Source organism: Paenibacillus sp. FSL W8-0439 (assembly GCF_038008995.1).
GTDB classification, from domain to species: Bacteria; Bacillota; Bacilli; order Paenibacillales; family Paenibacillaceae; genus Paenibacillus; species Paenibacillus polymyxa.
Window position 1 is genome coordinate 1,745,540 of record NZ_JBBPAK010000001.1, and the last position, 17,494, is coordinate 1,763,033.

Consider the following 17,494-nt stretch of genomic DNA (forward strand, 5'->3'; position numbering starts at 1 on the left):
TAAACGGGATCTTGGCGTTGCTTATCTGGGGAGTGCTATCCTTAATTAAGCGCTTTCGTTAATCGTAATAAAGGAGTAGACATCTCTATGTGTTGAAATTACATTATTTATGGGGAGGAATCTGATGGATATTCGAATGTATCACGATCTGGAGGCTCAATTGGAAGAAGCGATTTGGGCTCTTGGAGAGGAAGCAGCTCTTACACTTCCCATAGATAGCGGTATGGCCGAGGAAAAGGCACAGAAGGCTTGGGATCTAATCCCTGAGCCAAAGCATACATGGGGCATTACAGGTGTAACCTTGCATCAGTATGTTCAAATACTCAACTATAACAGTCATATGGAGCGATCAGTAGAGCTTTTAAATGACGAAATTTTAGATTTAGAAGGTTCGGAGTACCGAATTATACATGCAGAGCCTTACATTCTAATGGCGGAAACGCTTCTTCTTCAGTGCAAGCCCCTATTAGCTCATGAATATCTCAAGAAAGCATACTCGATTGGGAGTGCACGGGCATTTCGGGATCAGCCCAAGCTTTATTTCGAAATGGCGAAAAGTAAAGCTCTGGATGAACAGGATATATTACATCGGTTTAAATCGTTGGATGTGAATGCCAAACTTTTGAGCGAATTAAAAGATAGCCAATAACCAATGTTATGGGCTTATCTTTTACATTTGAGGAGGACGATTGCTTTGAAATTAAAAGAAGTGCTCTTAGGCACACACAGCTTCGAAGCGATGAAAGCTTTTTACGGCTCTCTCCTGGATTTGCAGGTTGTAGAGGAGGGTCCATCGCGGTTGTCGTTCCAAGTAGGGGAATCGGTGCTTGGTTTTCAGGAATCCTCCCATATGGAAAATGAGTTTTACCATATTGCCTTTACGATTCCAACCAATAAATTTATAGAAGCCAAACAGTGGGCTATCAACCGAGGAATTTCGTTGATTTCAAGGCACCAAGAAGATGAGTTTTTTTTCGAAAACTGGAATGCAACCGCGTTTTACTTCTATGATCCGGATCAAAACCTCGTTGAATTCATTGCCCACCATACACTCGATAATGCAGTCGCTGAAGCTTTCGGATCTCACTCGATACTTCGTATAAGCGAGATTGGTCTTCCGGTCGATGATGTCCCAGAGGGTTCTAGAATAATTACCGAAACGTTCCAACTTAATTCATGGGGAGGGGCTGGACAGAAATTTGTACCGCTAGGGGATGTGGAAGGTTCCTTTATTGTTACAGACAAGCAACGTCCCTGGTTTCCTGATGATAGGCTTCCGACCGTGTTCAGCATCCGTGTCTTGTTTGAAGGTATATGCTCTGCCCGTCTTTCGCTTCATAATGGGTCGTATGAATTGAGATCAACCTGAGTTAAGGCTTCATCTCATCGCTACCACCCTGGATTTCTAGAATAGATCAATAAGAGGAAAATCCCGGGATTACCATACATATAGGAGAGAATAGATGAATATTAGATTGCTAAATTCAAATGAAAATTATCCGTTAGAGCTCTTGTTACTAGCTGATCCTTCGCGCCAACTTGTTGAGGAATATTTGAAAAGAGGGCAGTGTTATGTAGCAGAAATTGACCATCAAATTGTGGGAGTCTATGTTCTTTTACCTACAAGACCTGAAACAATTGAGGTGGTGAATATTGCAGTATCGGAAGTCATGCAGGGTAAGGGGATTGGCAGACAATTAGTGACACATGCGATTGAAACAGCCCGGATACAAGGCTATAAAACATTAGAAATTGGTACAGGAAACTCTAGCATTGGACAGTTAGCTCTCTACCAAAAATGTGGTTTCAGAATTGTAGGTGTAGATCTAGATTTCTTTGTCAGACATAACTATGTAGAAGAAATTTATGAGAATGGCATACAGTGTAGAGATATGATTCGTATGTCTCAGGATTTGTAGAGCTTAATTTTCTTTGCAAACCCTTCAAAGGTATCTTAAGTAAGGTTCTGAAAGGTATATGATATTGTGCCAAAAGATGGTACAATGAATTGCGGAAAGGCTATACAATCATTGGATTGCAATAGTCCTTTTTTAATGAGCTGATATCCTACTAAGTTCCTGACAAGGGGTGGTTACTTTGTACAACACAACAACCACGATACTCACAGAGATAGCAAAACATATGAGAGATCATGATTTAATCCTAAGTGATTTAGCTAGAGCAGCCGAAATGAATCCGGGCACCATGAGCAGTATTATTAATGGGAATCGCACACTTTCAGTCGATCAGTTAGACCGAATTACACAAGCGATGGGCTATCCCGTTGGTTATTACTATGAACGCTACGTGTCTGAGTATTTAGCAGAGGCTAATCCGAATTGGCGTCGAATGAGTCCTTTTATACATAATTGTGCGAGACTCAATAAATTGGACTGCATTCATGATGTGGTTAATTTATTGATGGATAAGTTAGGCTATTCAGAATCTTTATTTGAGCTTGCCGAAGAATTATTTCATGAAAAAATGTATCAAGCGGCAACCATACTTTATGAAAATGTGGCTATAAGTGAAAAAAAGCAATATTCGGAACGTCTGGCTATGTGTCAGTACCGTTTGTTCCATACTAGGCAAGGAGATAATCAAGAGAAAAACTATGAAGCAGCCGTTCAATTTGAAATATACGTTGATCGACTAGATGAGATAGAACAGTTAGATGCATTAAAAGATCTGGCGAATACATACCGTTCGTTACGAAAATGGGACAAAGTAGAATTATTCGCTAAAGCTCTGGGAGACAAGGCAAAAATTCAATATAAACTGGAGCAAGAACGCCATCCATCCAAAAGAGAAAATGCAAAGAAACCAAGCTTTCCTCTGTTTGCGTATTGGGCTTTTTCTCATTTGCTTCGTGCAGAAGTTTGTGAGGCTCATAAAGATTATGAGAAGGCACTTCAGCATACGTACAAATATGGTGACTTAAGTTGGGTGAAAGATTCAGATGAAATCACTTCAGAATGGAAAATGAGATATAAAGAATGGTCTAAAGCCAATACTTATGTAAATAAACTTCATGCTGGTGAAATTGGTGTTCTGGCTGATTATGTAACATTATTTTCTTCAAGGAAAGAAGAATTACTTTCGGGATTAGATAACATACTTGAGGCTGCTAATCGATTTCATTTAAATGTTGATCATATTCTAAATCAATTTAAAACAGAAATTTTAGCTTTGCTGGATAAACCCGAGTGTGTAGGTACGTACAATCAACAATTAGTTATAGAACGTTATATCCATTTCACACATGAATTAGCAGTTTACTACTTTAACAAAAGTAATTTTGTAAATGGCTTTACTTTTTTGTTAAATTGTTTGGAAAAATCTACATCAATCAATAATAAGTCGTATATAATTAAGTGTGTAAAACTGTATGAGTTCTATCAAGAGTGTGCAGCATCTGAGACGAAGACAGCATATAGAAATATAATTAATGAGGTGGATAATGATGAGACGTAAAGTAATTCTATCTTTTTTAGTTACTAGTTTTATACTAGTAGTAGTAGTTTCCCCTCTTCAGTATCAAGACAAAGGGTCTATTTATGAGCCCACTGGACAACACGGAGGAATGTGAGAATAAAAAGGTCTCCAGTATAGGACACAGTAGAACCTAAAAATATACTATTAATAAGTGGTTAGATGGAATGATCCGTCTAGCCTTTTTATTACCTATTTTGCTGTAAATAATCAATATGAAGAAATCTTCTTTTGAGAAATATATGTAAAAAGTGCAAAAATGTATATGTATTGTATGCCGAGTTTGTGTTGAAAGGGTGGTTTATTTATGGAGATCATACCTACGATTAGAGCAGAAGTTCAAACCTATTTGATACGGAAAAGCTTAACCATGACCGAGTTTGGTCACATGATTGATTTGAATGTAGGAACAGTTAGTGGCATTGTGACGGGCAACCGATCTATTTCTGTTCACCAGCTAGATCGCATCACTATGGGAATGAATTTACCCCCAGATTATTTTTATGAACGTTATATTGATGAATGTATTGAAGAAGAACCGCTCAACTGGCGGAGAATCAGCCCTTTTTTGTACCGATGCGTGGAGTTAGGACGACTTGATTGCTTGCGAAGAGTTGTAGGTATGTTGCTAGATAATCCTGTATATCTTCCTTCACTTTTTGAAGTGGCAGAGGATTCTTTTAAAGAAGGTTATACTGAAGCAGCGGCATTCCTTTATGAAAATGTGGCAGAAGGGGAAAAGTATCAGTATTCAGAACGATTGGCCGTTTGCCAATATCGATTGTTTACAATTCGTATTGGAGACGATCAAGAGAAAAACTATGATGCAGCAGTTCAATTTGAACCTTACGTTGAACGGTTAGATGAGATAGATCAGCTTGATGCGCTAAGAGCGTTAGTGAATACATATCGTTCTCTACGAAAGTGGGATAAATTGGATGTGTTTGCAAAAGCATTAGGAAATAAAGCTACAATACAATACAAAATTGACCAACAGCATCATGAAAATAATGAACACACAAAGAAGCCGCTATACCCTCCATTTGTCTACTGGGCATTTTCGCATTTAATACGTGCTGAAGTTTGTGATGCTAATAAAGATTATGAGACAGCGCTCCAACATATCCAGAGATATGCCGATTTAAGCTGGGTAGAAGAGAAAGATAAAACGACTCTAGAATGGAAAAATCAATTTAAAGAATGGGCAACCGCTAATATTTATGTGAATAGGCTTATGTCAGGCGACTTAGGTGTAATCCCTGATTATGTTGCTTATTTCTCTTCAAAGAAAGGTGAAATACTCCCTGCAATAGATAATATAATTGAGGCGGCTAATCGATATAATATTAATGTAGATCACATCCTTGAAATGTTTAAAACAGAAATTCAATCTTTTTTGAATGAACAGAATCAGGTAGGCGTGTATACTCAACAAATTAGTTCAGAACGTTTTACTCATTTCTCAAGGGAATTGGCAATCTATCATTTGCGTAAAGGGAAGTTTTCAGATGGGTTCACATTTTTGTTCAGCTGTTTGGAAAAGTCTGCTGAAGCTAACAATAGAATACAAGCAATCAGATGTATGAGGTTGTTTACACATTTTAAAGAACATGCATCTGCTAACACGAAGGCAGTCTATGGAGAACTGATTAAAGCAGTTAATGAAGATGAAGAATAAGCTGATCCCACCATTCCAATTGCAAATAAAATGCTTTTAAGTTCAAAACTACACCTGACATTGATTCCTGAGTTACAGGGTATGTTGTTCGAGATTTGAAAGCTAACAGTGTTGCTCATTGATTCAAATAACTTATAACAAGGGAGTGATACTTAAGACATAATAGAATTGTTTATTTCAGTTCAAACGTCACATGGATTAAAAGGAAATAACAGGATAGTAGATGGATTTTCCTAAATCACCCCTTTTGATAAGATTATTTCCATCAAAATTAAAGTGGGCGTGGTAGAATGGGGAGAGTTTTAGTTCCACCTGACAAATTGATGGAAGTGGCTGATCAGTTCTTACACGGAAAGCATGAAATGGATCGTATGCTGAATTTTCTGAGTGGACGAATTGATTTTGTCCAACAAGGCTGGTCTGGAGCTACCCGAGAAAGATTTTTTCAGGATTTTCAGGTTTCTCGACAATCCATGAGTGTAACGCTTGAACGACTTTCTACGGTTGCACAAGAACTCATCTTTATTTCAAATAACTTCACACAGGTAGACGGGGAAAAAGTCGTATTAGATGTGCCAGGGAATGGTGTACCTATCAAAACAGCATCCAGCGGTGAAGGTTGGTTACATAAAATTTTTGAACAGATTGGAAAAGCGGAGATCACCAAGGCCGAAGCCCAACTGGAAGCTAGCAAGCTACAAGGAGAAATTTTCTGGGATACTGCACAGGGAGCAAAAGGTGCTATTCAGGAAGATTTAACCTTAGGGATACTGCCTGATAAAGAACGGGATTATGATCATCCCATGGCAGCTAAAGTAGGCGAAATTCTCGGTCACGTAGCTACGACATTGCAGGGCGCCGGTGAGGTAGTAGCTGGACTAGGTGGAGAAGGATTATCAGTTGCTGTTTCATCTACAGGAGTTGGAAGTATCGTTGGAGTACCAGGATTAATTGGATCTGCAGCTTTGGCAGCGCATGGAAGTACAACCGCATTTAAAGGTGCAAGTGGAATAGGAGAAAAAACAGCCGAATTGTGGCAGATGGTGAAAGGAGAAGGCGGAGGCTCATCAAAATCTACCCCTTCTTCGGGAGCTAAGGCAGAAAAGGCTCCACATGTGATCGAGGGAACCCACAATAATAATATGGGTAGCATAATTAAGGAAGGAAATAAGACAAAATATACAAACCCTGCTGGCAATGAATTGACATGGGTTGATCAACATCCCAAAAATATTAACCGGGATATTGAGAACTTTATGAATAGCTCAGATGTAGGAAAGGCAACTGAAGCAAAAGTAGCTGGCTTTTTAAAAGAAGAACGGGAAGTCACAGGTTTTGGACAAAAAATATTAAAGAAAGATGGTCAACTTGCAGGTGATTTAGATGTAGTTACAAAAAATGAATTAATTGAGGTTAAGGCTTCAATTAAAGCAGTTAAAGAAGGACAACTTGAGAAAATGACAATTACAACTGATAAGCTTTATTTTAATCCAGAACAGAAGAAAGTTATACTTTATATTGATAAGCCTTTGGGCAATCTATCTCAAAGCAATATAGAAAAATTAGATAATATCAAGAAACTAGGAGTAACTGTTGTAAATTCCTTGGAGGAATTAAGAAAGGTGGTTAAGTGATGGGGAGTTCGGCTTTTATTTTAATAGAACGAGAAAAATATACACCTGAGAAATTACTAGGAGATGCAATCGTAGCTGCCTTTCATGCAGATGCTGGATTATATTTTGACAATGATAAAAAATATAAGAACGAGCAGTTTTTTTCAACAACTCTAAATATTTCTTATAACCCACTAGGTACTGAAAATAACCAGCAGTTTATATTCTATATTGACGGAATTGAAAATCACGAAATTAATTATGAGCATGATGAGGATGTTAGTGGATTAGATTCAAGCTTGTCCTTGTACCAAGTAGGATATATTGAAGATGTTTATGGTGTTGAAGAGCTTATTTTTCGATTTATATATGAATATCTCAAACTTAATCCTACTGACTATTTTTGGATTCCTGATTATGATTGGGTTTACAGTTGGGAGGATATGCAGAAGTTTAGATCTCTGCCTTATGATCCAAACTGGTGCTATAAAAATCCTAAATCAATATAATTTACAACGATTAATGAATATCTATAAGCTTGCTCCTTTAACAATAAAATGGGAGCAAGCTTTTTTCATAGTAATTTATCTGATAAAGAAGATAATTTGCATGCACCTAAGAATTAAGAGGCGGGTTTAAACAGGAGAGTCTTCAGTCAGGCTACTAACTTAGCGATATGGGTAAAGTATACAGAAGGTGCGTGAATGTTATGAAGTATGATACATTCTTAAAATTATGGGAAGAACAAAATAGTCTAATGAGACTATTGTTCTGTGAAAATAAAGTGTTAGACTGAAAAACAAAGCATTAGACCGTGAAAAATAAAGTTGTAGACTGGCAGCCGGCGTTAGCCGACGGGCAGGATAACGCAACCATTAGATGGACTTATGGTTCTCATATGATACAATTTATCCCAGAAGTATCTTCGCGGGTTAATGAAAAGCAGCGGTGACGAACTAATAGGAGACCAACACAAAAAAGTGGTGGTTTTATGGATATGCAATAATAGTTTACTATAGGATCTTATTCCTCGGTTCGTCTGAACCGATTGTAACGGAGATTCATGAAGTACCTGGAGAGATGGAAATAAAAGTGTTACCTGACAATGGACAGAGCGGGATTGGAAGAGCGGAAGTGAAGTGGCAAAGCCCGTAAGCGTAGGTCACAGCTCATAATACGAACGGAGAACTATAGCTTAACCAAGAAATTACTGGAAAATGCGGAGGGTAATTTGGATCGCAATTCGCTGGAATCGAGCGAAGATTCACTTCGCAGACAACTGGTGGCACTACGCGCCGAATGGAACTTGGTACTAAAAGGAGGGGGAGGACACATGCGAGAAGAACAGGAAATATTCGTGGGCAAAGGATATAATAGGTCGTACGCAATTGCTACGGGTCTACCGATTTTAAATATTAGGGGTAGCTTATCGCGTGAAAGTAACGGCCAACTACCGTTTCCGTGGGTGACAACGGGCATCAAGATTGATAAAGAACAGATGTTGGAAACCGTTATGAAGCAGAAGACACTCGAGTATTTGTTCAAGATGCAGTTCAGTAAGGAGGAGATGACCGACCGCAATTTGGTTGTAGGCTGTTATGAATACAAGAATCCGAATGACAAGGAACAAATAACGCTATATGCGCTGGTTTCGTTGAAGGAATTTCTCGCGAGATACGGCGATGAACGGGCATCAGAGATTCTGATGCGAGTTGGCTGCGCATACGAGAAGATTATGGAAGAATGCGATGAAGCCATTGAAGAACACTATGCAGTGTTGCGCCGGGCACTTCATTTGAAGAATCTGAGGGACAAATATGACGTCGTTTACGAGTGGGTTGAAGAGGAAGGGCAAAAGACGTACATAAACAGATACACCAAATCGAGTTATACGAAGATTAAAGCTGAATCATTCGTAGAGTTGACCAAACTCTATGATGAACAACGGAAGAAGGATGCAAAGAAGACGTTCTCGACTCTGGAGCCGTTAGAAGCATTCATGCAAGCATAAGAAAACCGCCCCTTTACGGGGCGGTTATTCAACGTTTCATCGAACGAAGATTCGAGGAATATCCAGCGATAGAGAGGATTCTCGACAGTCGCATCGGAAAGTGCTGACCCGTACGCCAGATATGGTCGAATGGAACTGATGGAAGACGTTGATCCAGCCAATTATTTCGGCAAAACCATAGAGGTGGAACGATTTAAGGCGATTGGAAGCCTAGCGATTCAGGGAGAATTTATCGACCTCGGTGTTTCTTACTGACGGCAAGCCGATCGGTAGCACCGAAACGGTTGTAGATATCAACGGGGGTGACATGTTCTCGCTCCCTAGTGGCAAGCCGCTGCAGAGTATAAGTGGCAAGTCCTTCGAGGCGTGGCAGCGCGACTAGCTGGATCGGTACGGCGGATGACAAGAACCTCATCTTGTATCAAATAAAATTTATCAAAACAGCCAGTCTTATCGCATGAAATAATTTTACACCACTTGTTACGCTAACAGAGAACGTTAGTTCAATAAACCAGCGGCAGTCTAGGACTTTATTTTCAGGTCCTTGACTGCCGCTGGTTTTATATTTGGGTCAGTCTAAAACTTATTATTCCAAGTCTGACGATTTAGCAATTCAGAATCAGCTTAGGAGCAACAAATCCAGTCTAAATCTTTATTTTCATCGGATAACTATTAGAGAGAGGAGGGATTTAAGAATCGGAAATTTTTATCATGGATTTGATAAGAGGTATTTTCAGTTATTTTCATTGTGGGCTGGGACTTGCAAAAATATTGGAGGCTTATAACAGATACAGTCTAAGAGGTTTTTTAATTGGAGCTACATCTTTCCTTATCGGAGGTTTGGGGCTTTACTTCACAAGGCGCTATGTATCATTGGATAAGTTATTATAGGTAGACAAATATTTTATTAAAGGAGTATACAATGCTAACATCAAAACAAGAAGAGAGCCTTAGTAAATTTATAAGTAAGATTCTGAGGCATACACCAGAACAGTTTGGTCTTGAGCTAGACCATGAGGGTTATTGTGACATTCAAGACCTGATGCAAGGAATAAGATCAGAGAACAGATGGTCTGATGTCAGTGAGTCGGATATCGAGCAAGTAGTAAGCCATTGTCCAAAGCAGAGATATGAGATGGTTAATGGGTACATAAGAGCTAATTACGGGCACAGTGCAGGCAGATTGAATTATAAGGAAGCTACTCCACCAACGATTCTCTATCACGGTACAAACACAAAGGTAATCCATAACATTTTCACCGAAGGAATTAAGCCAATGGGCAGAAAGTATGTACATCTGTCTGAATCCCTTGAGTTTGCAATTTTAGCAGGCAAAAGACGTGCGGAACTGGTGATTCTCGAAGTAGACACAGCAAAGGCATTGGCTAATCAAGTGAAGTTTTATAAAGCCAACCATGGTGTTTGGCTTGCTGACCTTGTACCCCCACAGTATTTAAAGAAGCTTGAATAAAACGTAAACCCAAAACATTAACGATGATCACAAAGACTAGACAAAATCATTCCATATAGTCTCTGTGATATCGCCTATTTTGCTGTACATACATAATCCTCCTAAAATTTTGAATGTATCCACGGGTGTCCACACTTACCCGCAAATGTCGCATAAAATATCCCGGATGAACAAAGAGGAGGTGCATGTAACCATGATACACATGGAACTCATTCAAGTGGGTGAGCATACATTTATCGGAGTCGAGGTCTAACTGCCTAAAACAACCCTGTTGACGATCTCCAACTTCCGTGGTTACATCATGTGTGGTGCGTCTAAGATGTACCGAATTTGGGGCAGTGAAATTTTCCGCTGTTTAAGCCGTAAAGTTCATAGCAATTTTCAATTTACTGATCTGTACTGATTCATTCTATTAAAATCTTATAAATGACTGAATTTTGTGACCGCATTTGTGACCTTTTGAAGGGGGACAAGCATGTGACTGTGCATTTTACTCCTGTGAGGTCTGCTCAAATGGTTGTTTGAGTTGAGCCATAAAAAATCTATTAAAAAGAAGATATTTGTATATGGACAAAATGATCGTACGATATAGCATTCTTTGGAACAGTGGTTTTGGAAAGTTTATTCTAGAGAAAAACTGCAACTGTGAATTGTGAAATGACCTTAAAAGATTACGAGTACCGACAGGAGAGTAAAGTAAATGAGATAAGCTCAAAGGAGAACGTTAAGCCAACGCAGATTAAAGTTACTGGGATTTTGAGACTTCCATATTCATAAAGTGAATAACAGCTTTAGAATGAACATGAGAGCGTATAACAGGTATATATGTTCAATGTACAACGTATTGATACCAGTTCATCAGCTACACATTAACAATAATTGAAATTGAAAGGCAATAAGATATCCTTCTTAAAGAGAATGATAGGGTAAACTTGTTGTCACTGAACACTCGTCAAGTAAACAAAATACAATACTTCTTCACAAAAGGGGGGGATTTATCAAATTTTATATTTACAATAAATAACAATTTATTAAATGACAATAAAGAAAGAACCTGTTTCTTCCAAAGAGAATATTGTATATTTTTTATTGCAAGATACAAACGTTGGAGGAGGAGTAAACGGTTTAATTTATACACAATGTTTTCGAGAAGTTTAGCTAATCTATTGTAAAATCATTAGATTAATTGGTAATTTTGATTCTCAATTTATTTCCTAAAGGAGATGTTAAATGTGAGAAAATTTCAGAAAATATCAATCTCTGCTTTTGCTTCCTTGATGATGATCTTAACACCTATACAAGCCGTTTTTGCTGACGAAGCCGTTACTAATAATACCCCTTCAGCACAGGAAATTCAGGACGTTGGAACTTTTGATTTTCAAGGAACAGAATGGGGAGATATCGGAAGTTCAACTCAGGATATATATATGACTGGGGCTATCAAGATTGTGGTTAATGCTTCTTCTACCAAAAGTTTTCCAGTTTATGCTGTCGACCCAAATGGTGGTGAAAAATTTTTAGGACAAATAAAGGGTAAAGAATATATAAAAACACAACTATATGGTTACTATAAAATTTACGTAGGTGGAAATATAAACGATGGATCATTCTACGTTTATTATTAAAAATCATTGGTTTTGCTTCACTATGAGAATATCGATAATAGTAATTTAAAGAGACTAGTCGGAAGGGAATTCCCTTCTGACTAGTCCTATTTTAATTGCTTAAACAGACCCTCAAAATATGTTTCTTACGATTCGATTTCAAATTTGGCAGAAGCACATACCACAGCAGCCGTTCGTATTCAACCACATACAAGCCCAACGGAGTCGTTAATGTGTTCGCTGGCATTGCCCTCCTAAATAATAGACGGGCCTTTAAAGTTAACATATTTTTGAATAAAACATCAATTTTACCATCCAGTTGTCCACATATTGACGCTGACTGGATTTTTCTGTATCCAAATGCGTCATTGGGAAGCTTTCACGGGGTCATAGCTGATAGTATTGCTTACATAACGAAATGGGTGTCATCAAGTGTCACCCAAAGGATAATTTTGCTGATGGTAACCTTAACTTTCCAACCTCCAACTTTGACGCTTCGTTTCTGGTAATCCCAAAGCAAGTTTACATACAATCTTCACAGCCAACTTTGCGTTCTGAAAATAGCGTGACACTGAGTAACGCTATAATTGAACTCGTGTCCATTGTGGACGTGCGTTGCCAATCCAGACATGGTGAATTTCCATATCGTAATTCTAACCCTCTGAATCGAAAGGTATGAAAGCTAAACTTAATTATCGTGAAACGCGATATTCGAAATCCTATGCATGTGGAACGAAATTTCGTTTCCCCTTGTTACATAGTGAAGCTTGTTGGCGTATTGAGTGAATTGGCTGAATATTGTTTATCCAGAGGCCAGTACGAAAAGGGAGTTCGGTTCTTATTAGATGGTATGAGGAAATCAATTATAATTAATGATGAACGCTCAATCCTTCGTTACAGGATAATTGTCGAACGTTATCAGAAATTTGTCCTAACTGAAGCCAAGACGGAGTATCATAATTTAGAAAGCTATGCACGACGACTTTCTTATTAGTATTAGTCATAAGTACACAATCAACGAGTAGTCAAGTTACAACTATACCATCGGCAGCTCAAAGTGGTTGGTTTCAAGTTTAGAGCTGGCACATTGGTAGTTAGTACATTTGTATAAATAGTTCGGAGCGTTTATTCATATGCATTAAACCATGAAAATTAAGTGAAGGTTAGACGGGCTGTCCGTCTAACCTTTTTATTTTGTAAATGTGACAATGAATTGTTCGCATTTTTTAAAAATTATTATAAAAAATCCTTTTTTTATGAAAAAATATTGTAAATCAATATACAACATTGTATATTATATCCTGTGTCTATCAAACATTGGGAGGTTTTTAGATGAAAAAGCATTTAGCAATTGCGGGGTTGGCCTTAATTATAGGTATGGCTCCTCTCACCTCAGTAAAAGCAGAAGGTAGTGCTGTACCATTGGATAAAGAGATCATCAAACAACAAATTGACAAGGATCGTATTGATCAAGTGAATTACCATCTTAATGAACTTGCACACCTGAACAAGACAGATCAGAATGACTACTTAAGCGAGTTTGGTATTAAAGTGAATAAAAAAAGCATTTCTGCATCTGAGTCTACATACAATAATGAATCATTAAAAGATGAGTTTGAAAACATATTGGATAATGCCTATATTTATACAATGGATGACAATGGATTTGTGTATGACAAAAATGGGGAAGTTGTTAATGAAATTGATTTAAATAAAAAGGAAGAGGGTGTAGAAAACAATATTGCTCTACAAAGAGCAACTATCGATCCCAATATTTTAGGCTCTAATAGTGGAGCTTTTGCTAGACAAGTAACGGCTACTGGATATAAAGGTATTAGAACAACGTTTACTTTACCTTCCTATCCTGCAATTAATGCACCTAATGGAAGTGTAGCTGGATATTTATATAATGGTATAGATGTGCTTTCTTCTTCTTATTTGAGTGGGTTTAAGCTTGAAGCTGGGTTACAGTATAGTCAAGCACAAAACAGCTATACTGCGGTTATTCATCCGCAGAGTACGCTACAGAATCCTATTCCAGATGGTTCCACTAGTGTTCCTCCTAGATACAAAGCAGGTACTAATGTTATAAGCAATGTTTTTTATGATACTACTACTTCGCGTTTTAAGTACTTTGTGAACGGAACTAATGTTAATGGTACAAATCAGTACCTTCTATTTACTTATTCAAAACCACTGAGTAGCTCTGAGGTTTCTAATTTAGTTGTTAAAAGAGTTACAGCTTTAGCTAAAGAGAATTATTCTGGTGGTGACATTGGTAAAGTAACGGTTAATTATTCTGGTACTGAGGTTACGAGAATAGATGGATCAACAACTGATTTGACACAAGGCATTTTAAGTAGTCACACGTATAATGGAAAAACGTTTGGTACGTGTGATACGCCTAGTGGAGCAATAAGTAAATCTGGTAGTGTACCTTACCAAACAGTAACAGTTAATACTGTAGGTTTCTAAGTATATTGTAGTGTTAGGTCAGTGCCTGTATATGTTTTGAAATAGGTATTGACCTAACTAAAGTTATCAGCTACTTAATGAAAAGGTTTGGAGGGATATTTATGAGAAAAGCAGTTATATTTTTATTGTCTTTTTCATTATTTTTTGTTTTAGGAGGAATTATACAAGCAGCAAGTGTTAGTGATTCAATAGCCAAAAAAGCTGATCATGCGTACAACTCAAACCTTAAAAACACGGCTTTAACAATCTCATATAAGCAAAAAGGGAAACAATTTAATTATAAGTCCCGATATATACCTATAAAAGATTTGTTTGGTGGTTATGTCGATTCAGTTTCATGGGATGCTAAGAAGAAGGTAGCGCTTGTAGGAAATCAAGGGAAAGTGTTTGTATTGAATGTCTCGGGGAAAGAAATAACTCCTTTAAGTAACCAAATAGTTGCACCGACAGAATGGACACGTATTTCAAAGGGGAGCGTTGAAATAAAAGCATCAGTTATCGCTTATGTTTTTGATAGATACGGTAACACTTATAAAGATAAAGAAAGAGAAGCTTGGAGAGAAAAACTTGATTTTTTAGATATAAAAGAAACGGATGGTTTACCTGGTATAAGAGATGGCTATCTTCATGTTTCTCTAACATACAATGACAAATGATATTTAATTAGGTGTAGTCAACTTAATGACTACACCTTTTTTGATATTTGTGGAATATTTTCCCACAGTTATACACATCTTTAATTGTACAGTCTGGTTACAATTTTATCAAATAGGTTGCATCTGAAAGATAACTGTAGAAAATTTCGAACTCTGGTATTCAAAAGCTAAGGGCTGACATGTAGGAAGTTAGCACGTTTGTATAAATAGTATGGAATGCTTGTTCGTCTCTAATCTTGAAAAGATGTGGTTATGAATGTTAGAAAAATGGTACTTCTAATCATTGCGGCTAGTTTTTTGTTTATCGTTATTATACCTGTCCAGTCGAATAGCCATCAGGTTAATCCATACTATGATCCAATTGCTGGAGCATGAACGTAAATAAAATTTGAATGAAAAAGTTTTGAAATAATGCAATCCTAAAATGGGTTTAATTGCGAACCCAACAGGTTACCGCAGAGGATTTTAATCATTCCTAAAACGGGTCAATGGGAAGCAAAGCAGATCATTAAATCATAAAAACTTTAAGTGAAGGTTAGACGAAATTGTCCTTCTAGCCTTTTTTTGTATGTATGGTTGTAACGTATTGATGTTTTCCTCGAAAATAGTCTCAAAAATAAAGCCCTCCTTTTATAAGGAAGTCTCTTGCCTTTAGAAAGCTGTGATACAGCATCCCCAAACAGTAGCAAAAAAACATAAAATCAAACAATCGCTAAGACGGAAAAACCAGCTATCTTCCAAGCCTTCTTCTTATTCATGTTACCTCCTTGATTATTGAATTATTGGGAAGGCACATGAGATTATTGACCGTCCACAGGTTTAAAAGGGAAAAGACAATAATGATTTCTGTAAAATCCTAATTATGATAAAAATAGTTTTCTTTTTCATTAGTTTAAATTGAATACCCAACCATCAAGTTGAGCCTTGCTATTACCATAGGTAATAGGCAATTTATCAGTAAGAATAACTAGTTTTTTTCAACTTCAATAAAAACACACCCTTTTCGATATTTTTTAACCACCATCTAATCGCACCTAAAAAAAGAAAATATTTGTATTTTTTATAAATAAAGTTTGTTACCGTAATAAGAGGAAAAGTCAAATAATTTTACATTTTGGCAAAAACTCAAGAAGATATTGCAAACGATTTGAACATAACAACTGAGCAGCTACATAACCATAAAAAATTCCTGAGTTGCAGGATATGGTTGAGGGGCGAAGTTTAGGACTAATAGTGCCACGTTAATAAATGTATCTTATAACAAGGGATTATAATGCTTTAGACATAATAAATTTGTTTATTTCAGTCCATTGGTCACATAATATAAAAAGGGAATATCAGGATAATAGGTGGATGTCCCTAAACATCTCCTTCTGATAATATTATTTCCATCAAAATTAAAGTGGGCGTGGTAGAATGGGGGAGAATATTAGTTCCACCTGACAAATTAATGGAAGTTGCTGATCAGTTCTTACACGGAAAGCATGAAATGGAACGTATGCTGAATTTTTTGAGTGGACGAATTGATTTTGTTCAACAAGGCTGGTCAGGAGCTACCCGAGAAAGATTTTTTCAAGAATTTCAGGTTTCTCGACAATCCATGAATGTGACGATTGAACGACTATCGACAGTAGCACAAGAACTCATCTTTATTTCAAATAACTTCACACAGGTAGACGGGGAAAAAGTCGTATTAGATGTGCCGTGGCTCGGAGACTCTGTTAAAACGGCTTCCACAGGTGAAGGTTGGTTACATAAAATTTTTGAACAAATCGGACGAGCTGAGATCACCAAGGCTGAAGTCCAGATGGAAGCTAGCAAGCTTCAAGGAGAAATCCTCTGGGATACTGCACAGGGAGCAAAAAGTGCTATTCAGGAAGATTTAACCTTAGGGATGTTACCTGATAAAGAACGGGATTATGATCATCCCATGGCAGCTAAAGTAGGTGAAATTCTCGGTCATGTAGCTACAACATTGCAGGGAGCTGGTGAGGTAGTAGCTGGATTAGGTGGAGAAGGATTATCAGTTGCAGTTTCATCTACAGGTGTAGGGAGTATAATCGGAGTACCCGGATTAATTGGATCGGCAGCTTTGGCAGCGCATGGAGCTACAACGGCGGTTAAAAGTGCAAGTGGAGTAGGAGAAAAAACAGCCGAATTGTGGCAGATGGTGAAAGGAGAAGGTGGAGGCTCATCTAAACAAACACTCACTTCCAATAAGGGAACGTCGATAGACGTTACTCCTTCATCTAATCATACCAGTACGACAACAAATCCACATCCGGCTAAAGGTGAACCTAACTCATCTGTTGATATTCTAGATAAAAATACAGGTGAGATAAAAACGAGAAGATATTATGATGAGAATGGAAGAGCTATACGAGATGTTGACTATACGAATCATGGAAATTCAAAACAGCATCCAGAGTGGCCTCATGAACATATATTTGAGTGGAAACAAGACGGAACGTTTAAAAGAATCAATAAAAAGTAG

At 37.6% G+C, this 17,494-nt stretch carries 15 protein-coding genes and 1 pseudogene; all 16 read left to right on the forward strand.

Going from position 1 to position 17,494, the window contains the following annotated elements:
- Positions 1-124: 124 nt before the first annotated feature.
- The 16 genes and pseudogenes from MKX36_RS07555 to MKX36_RS07630 all read left to right on the forward strand — a co-directional run bounded on the left by MKX36_RS07555 (position 125) and on the right by MKX36_RS07630 (position 17,494).
- A complete protein-coding gene (locus MKX36_RS07555; RefSeq protein WP_340864475.1) occupies positions 125-649 on the forward strand; it encodes a hypothetical protein in 525 nt (174 codons plus the stop codon).
- Positions 650-694: 45 nt separating this feature from the next.
- Positions 695-1,369 (forward strand): VOC family protein, encoded by a 675-nt coding sequence (locus MKX36_RS07560; RefSeq protein WP_340864476.1) that lies wholly within the window; start codon positions 695-697, stop codon positions 1,367-1,369.
- 94 nt (positions 1,370-1,463) lie between these two features.
- On the forward strand, positions 1,464-1,919 hold the full coding sequence (locus MKX36_RS07565) for a GNAT family N-acetyltransferase (RefSeq protein WP_016820451.1): 456 nt from the start codon (positions 1,464-1,466) through the stop codon (positions 1,917-1,919).
- Positions 1,920-2,142: 223 nt separating this feature from the next.
- A complete protein-coding gene (locus MKX36_RS07570) occupies positions 2,143-3,474 on the forward strand; it encodes a helix-turn-helix domain-containing protein (RefSeq protein WP_164965406.1) in 1,332 nt (443 codons plus the stop codon).
- A 325-nt stretch (positions 3,475-3,799) separates the two neighbouring features.
- Complete coding sequence (locus tag MKX36_RS07575; RefSeq protein ID WP_340864477.1) at positions 3,800-5,170, forward strand: helix-turn-helix domain-containing protein; 1,371 nt, start codon at positions 3,800-3,802, stop codon at positions 5,168-5,170.
- 290 nt (positions 5,171-5,460) lie between these two features.
- A complete protein-coding gene (locus tag MKX36_RS07580; RefSeq protein WP_340864478.1) occupies positions 5,461-6,804 on the forward strand; it encodes a WXG100 family type VII secretion target in 1,344 nt (447 codons plus the stop codon).
- Positions 6,804-7,292: a hypothetical protein gene (locus tag MKX36_RS07585; protein WP_016820446.1), complete on the forward strand. Its 489-nt coding sequence runs from the start codon at positions 6,804-6,806 to the stop codon at positions 7,290-7,292. Before MKX36_RS07580 ends, MKX36_RS07585 begins: the two co-directional genes overlap by 1 nt.
- Before the next feature lie 722 nt (positions 7,293-8,014).
- On the forward strand, positions 8,015-8,794 hold the full coding sequence (locus MKX36_RS07590) for a hypothetical protein (protein WP_225164862.1): 780 nt from the start codon (positions 8,015-8,017) through the stop codon (positions 8,792-8,794).
- 129 nt (positions 8,795-8,923) lie between these two features.
- Positions 8,924-9,049 carry a hypothetical protein gene (locus MKX36_RS07595; RefSeq protein WP_016820444.1) on the forward strand — a complete coding sequence of 42 codons (126 nt, stop codon included), beginning with the start codon at positions 8,924-8,926 and terminating at the stop codon, positions 9,047-9,049.
- A 667-nt stretch (positions 9,050-9,716) separates the two neighbouring features.
- The gene (locus MKX36_RS07600; RefSeq protein WP_340864479.1) at positions 9,717-10,265 is read left to right on the forward strand and encodes an RNA 2'-phosphotransferase; all 549 of its coding nucleotides are present in this window, start codon (positions 9,717-9,719) and stop codon (positions 10,263-10,265) included.
- Between the two features lie 193 nt (positions 10,266-10,458).
- Positions 10,459-10,578 (forward strand): annotated as a pseudogene (locus MKX36_RS07605) (DUF1805 domain-containing protein); the annotation flags it as partial.
- Positions 10,579-11,497: 919 nt separating this feature from the next.
- The gene (locus MKX36_RS07610; RefSeq protein WP_123796963.1) at positions 11,498-11,890 is read left to right on the forward strand and encodes a hypothetical protein; all 393 of its coding nucleotides are present in this window, start codon (positions 11,498-11,500) and stop codon (positions 11,888-11,890) included.
- A gap of 1,311 nt (positions 11,891-13,201) precedes the next feature.
- Positions 13,202-14,344 carry a hypothetical protein gene (locus tag MKX36_RS07615; protein ID WP_340864480.1) on the forward strand — a complete coding sequence of 381 codons (1,143 nt, stop codon included), beginning with the start codon at positions 13,202-13,204 and terminating at the stop codon, positions 14,342-14,344.
- Positions 14,345-14,445: 101 nt separating this feature from the next.
- On the forward strand, positions 14,446-15,000 hold the full coding sequence (locus MKX36_RS07620) for a hypothetical protein (RefSeq protein ID WP_123796964.1): 555 nt from the start codon (positions 14,446-14,448) through the stop codon (positions 14,998-15,000).
- Between the two features lie 252 nt (positions 15,001-15,252).
- Positions 15,253-15,375, forward strand: a complete 123-nt coding sequence (locus tag MKX36_RS07625) for a hypothetical protein (RefSeq protein WP_290409044.1) — start codon at positions 15,253-15,255, stop codon at positions 15,373-15,375.
- A gap of 1,075 nt (positions 15,376-16,450) precedes the next feature.
- Entirely contained in the window at positions 16,451-17,494 is a 1,044-nt protein-coding gene (locus MKX36_RS07630) for a WXG100 family type VII secretion target (RefSeq protein ID WP_435530557.1), read from the forward strand.

Coding starts and splice junctions, on each gene's coding strand:
- MKX36_RS07555 (WP_340864475.1), top strand. CDS start 125: ATGGATATTCGAATGTATCACGATCTGGAGGCTCAATTGGAAGAAGCG.
- MKX36_RS07580 (WP_340864478.1), top strand. CDS start 5,461: ATGGGGAGAGTTTTAGTTCCACCTGACAAATTGATGGAAGTGGCTGAT.
- MKX36_RS07585 (WP_016820446.1), top strand. CDS start 6,804: ATGGGGAGTTCGGCTTTTATTTTAATAGAACGAGAAAAATATACACCT.
- MKX36_RS07600 (WP_340864479.1), top strand. CDS start 9,717: ATGCTAACATCAAAACAAGAAGAGAGCCTTAGTAAATTTATAAGTAAG.
- MKX36_RS07630 (WP_435530557.1), top strand. CDS start 16,451: ATGGAAGTTGCTGATCAGTTCTTACACGGAAAGCATGAAATGGAACGT.
- MKX36_RS07625 (WP_290409044.1), top strand. CDS start 15,253: ATGAATGTTAGAAAAATGGTACTTCTAATCATTGCGGCTAGTTTTTTG.
- MKX36_RS07595 (WP_016820444.1), top strand. CDS start 8,924: ATGGAACTGATGGAAGACGTTGATCCAGCCAATTATTTCGGCAAAACC.
- MKX36_RS07575 (WP_340864477.1), top strand. CDS start 3,800: ATGGAGATCATACCTACGATTAGAGCAGAAGTTCAAACCTATTTGATA.
- MKX36_RS07620 (WP_123796964.1), top strand. CDS start 14,446: ATGAGAAAAGCAGTTATATTTTTATTGTCTTTTTCATTATTTTTTGTT.
- MKX36_RS07615 (WP_340864480.1), top strand. CDS start 13,202: ATGAAAAAGCATTTAGCAATTGCGGGGTTGGCCTTAATTATAGGTATG.
- MKX36_RS07570 (WP_164965406.1), top strand. CDS start 2,143: ATGAGAGATCATGATTTAATCCTAAGTGATTTAGCTAGAGCAGCCGAA.
- MKX36_RS07565 (WP_016820451.1), top strand. CDS start 1,464: ATGAATATTAGATTGCTAAATTCAAATGAAAATTATCCGTTAGAGCTC.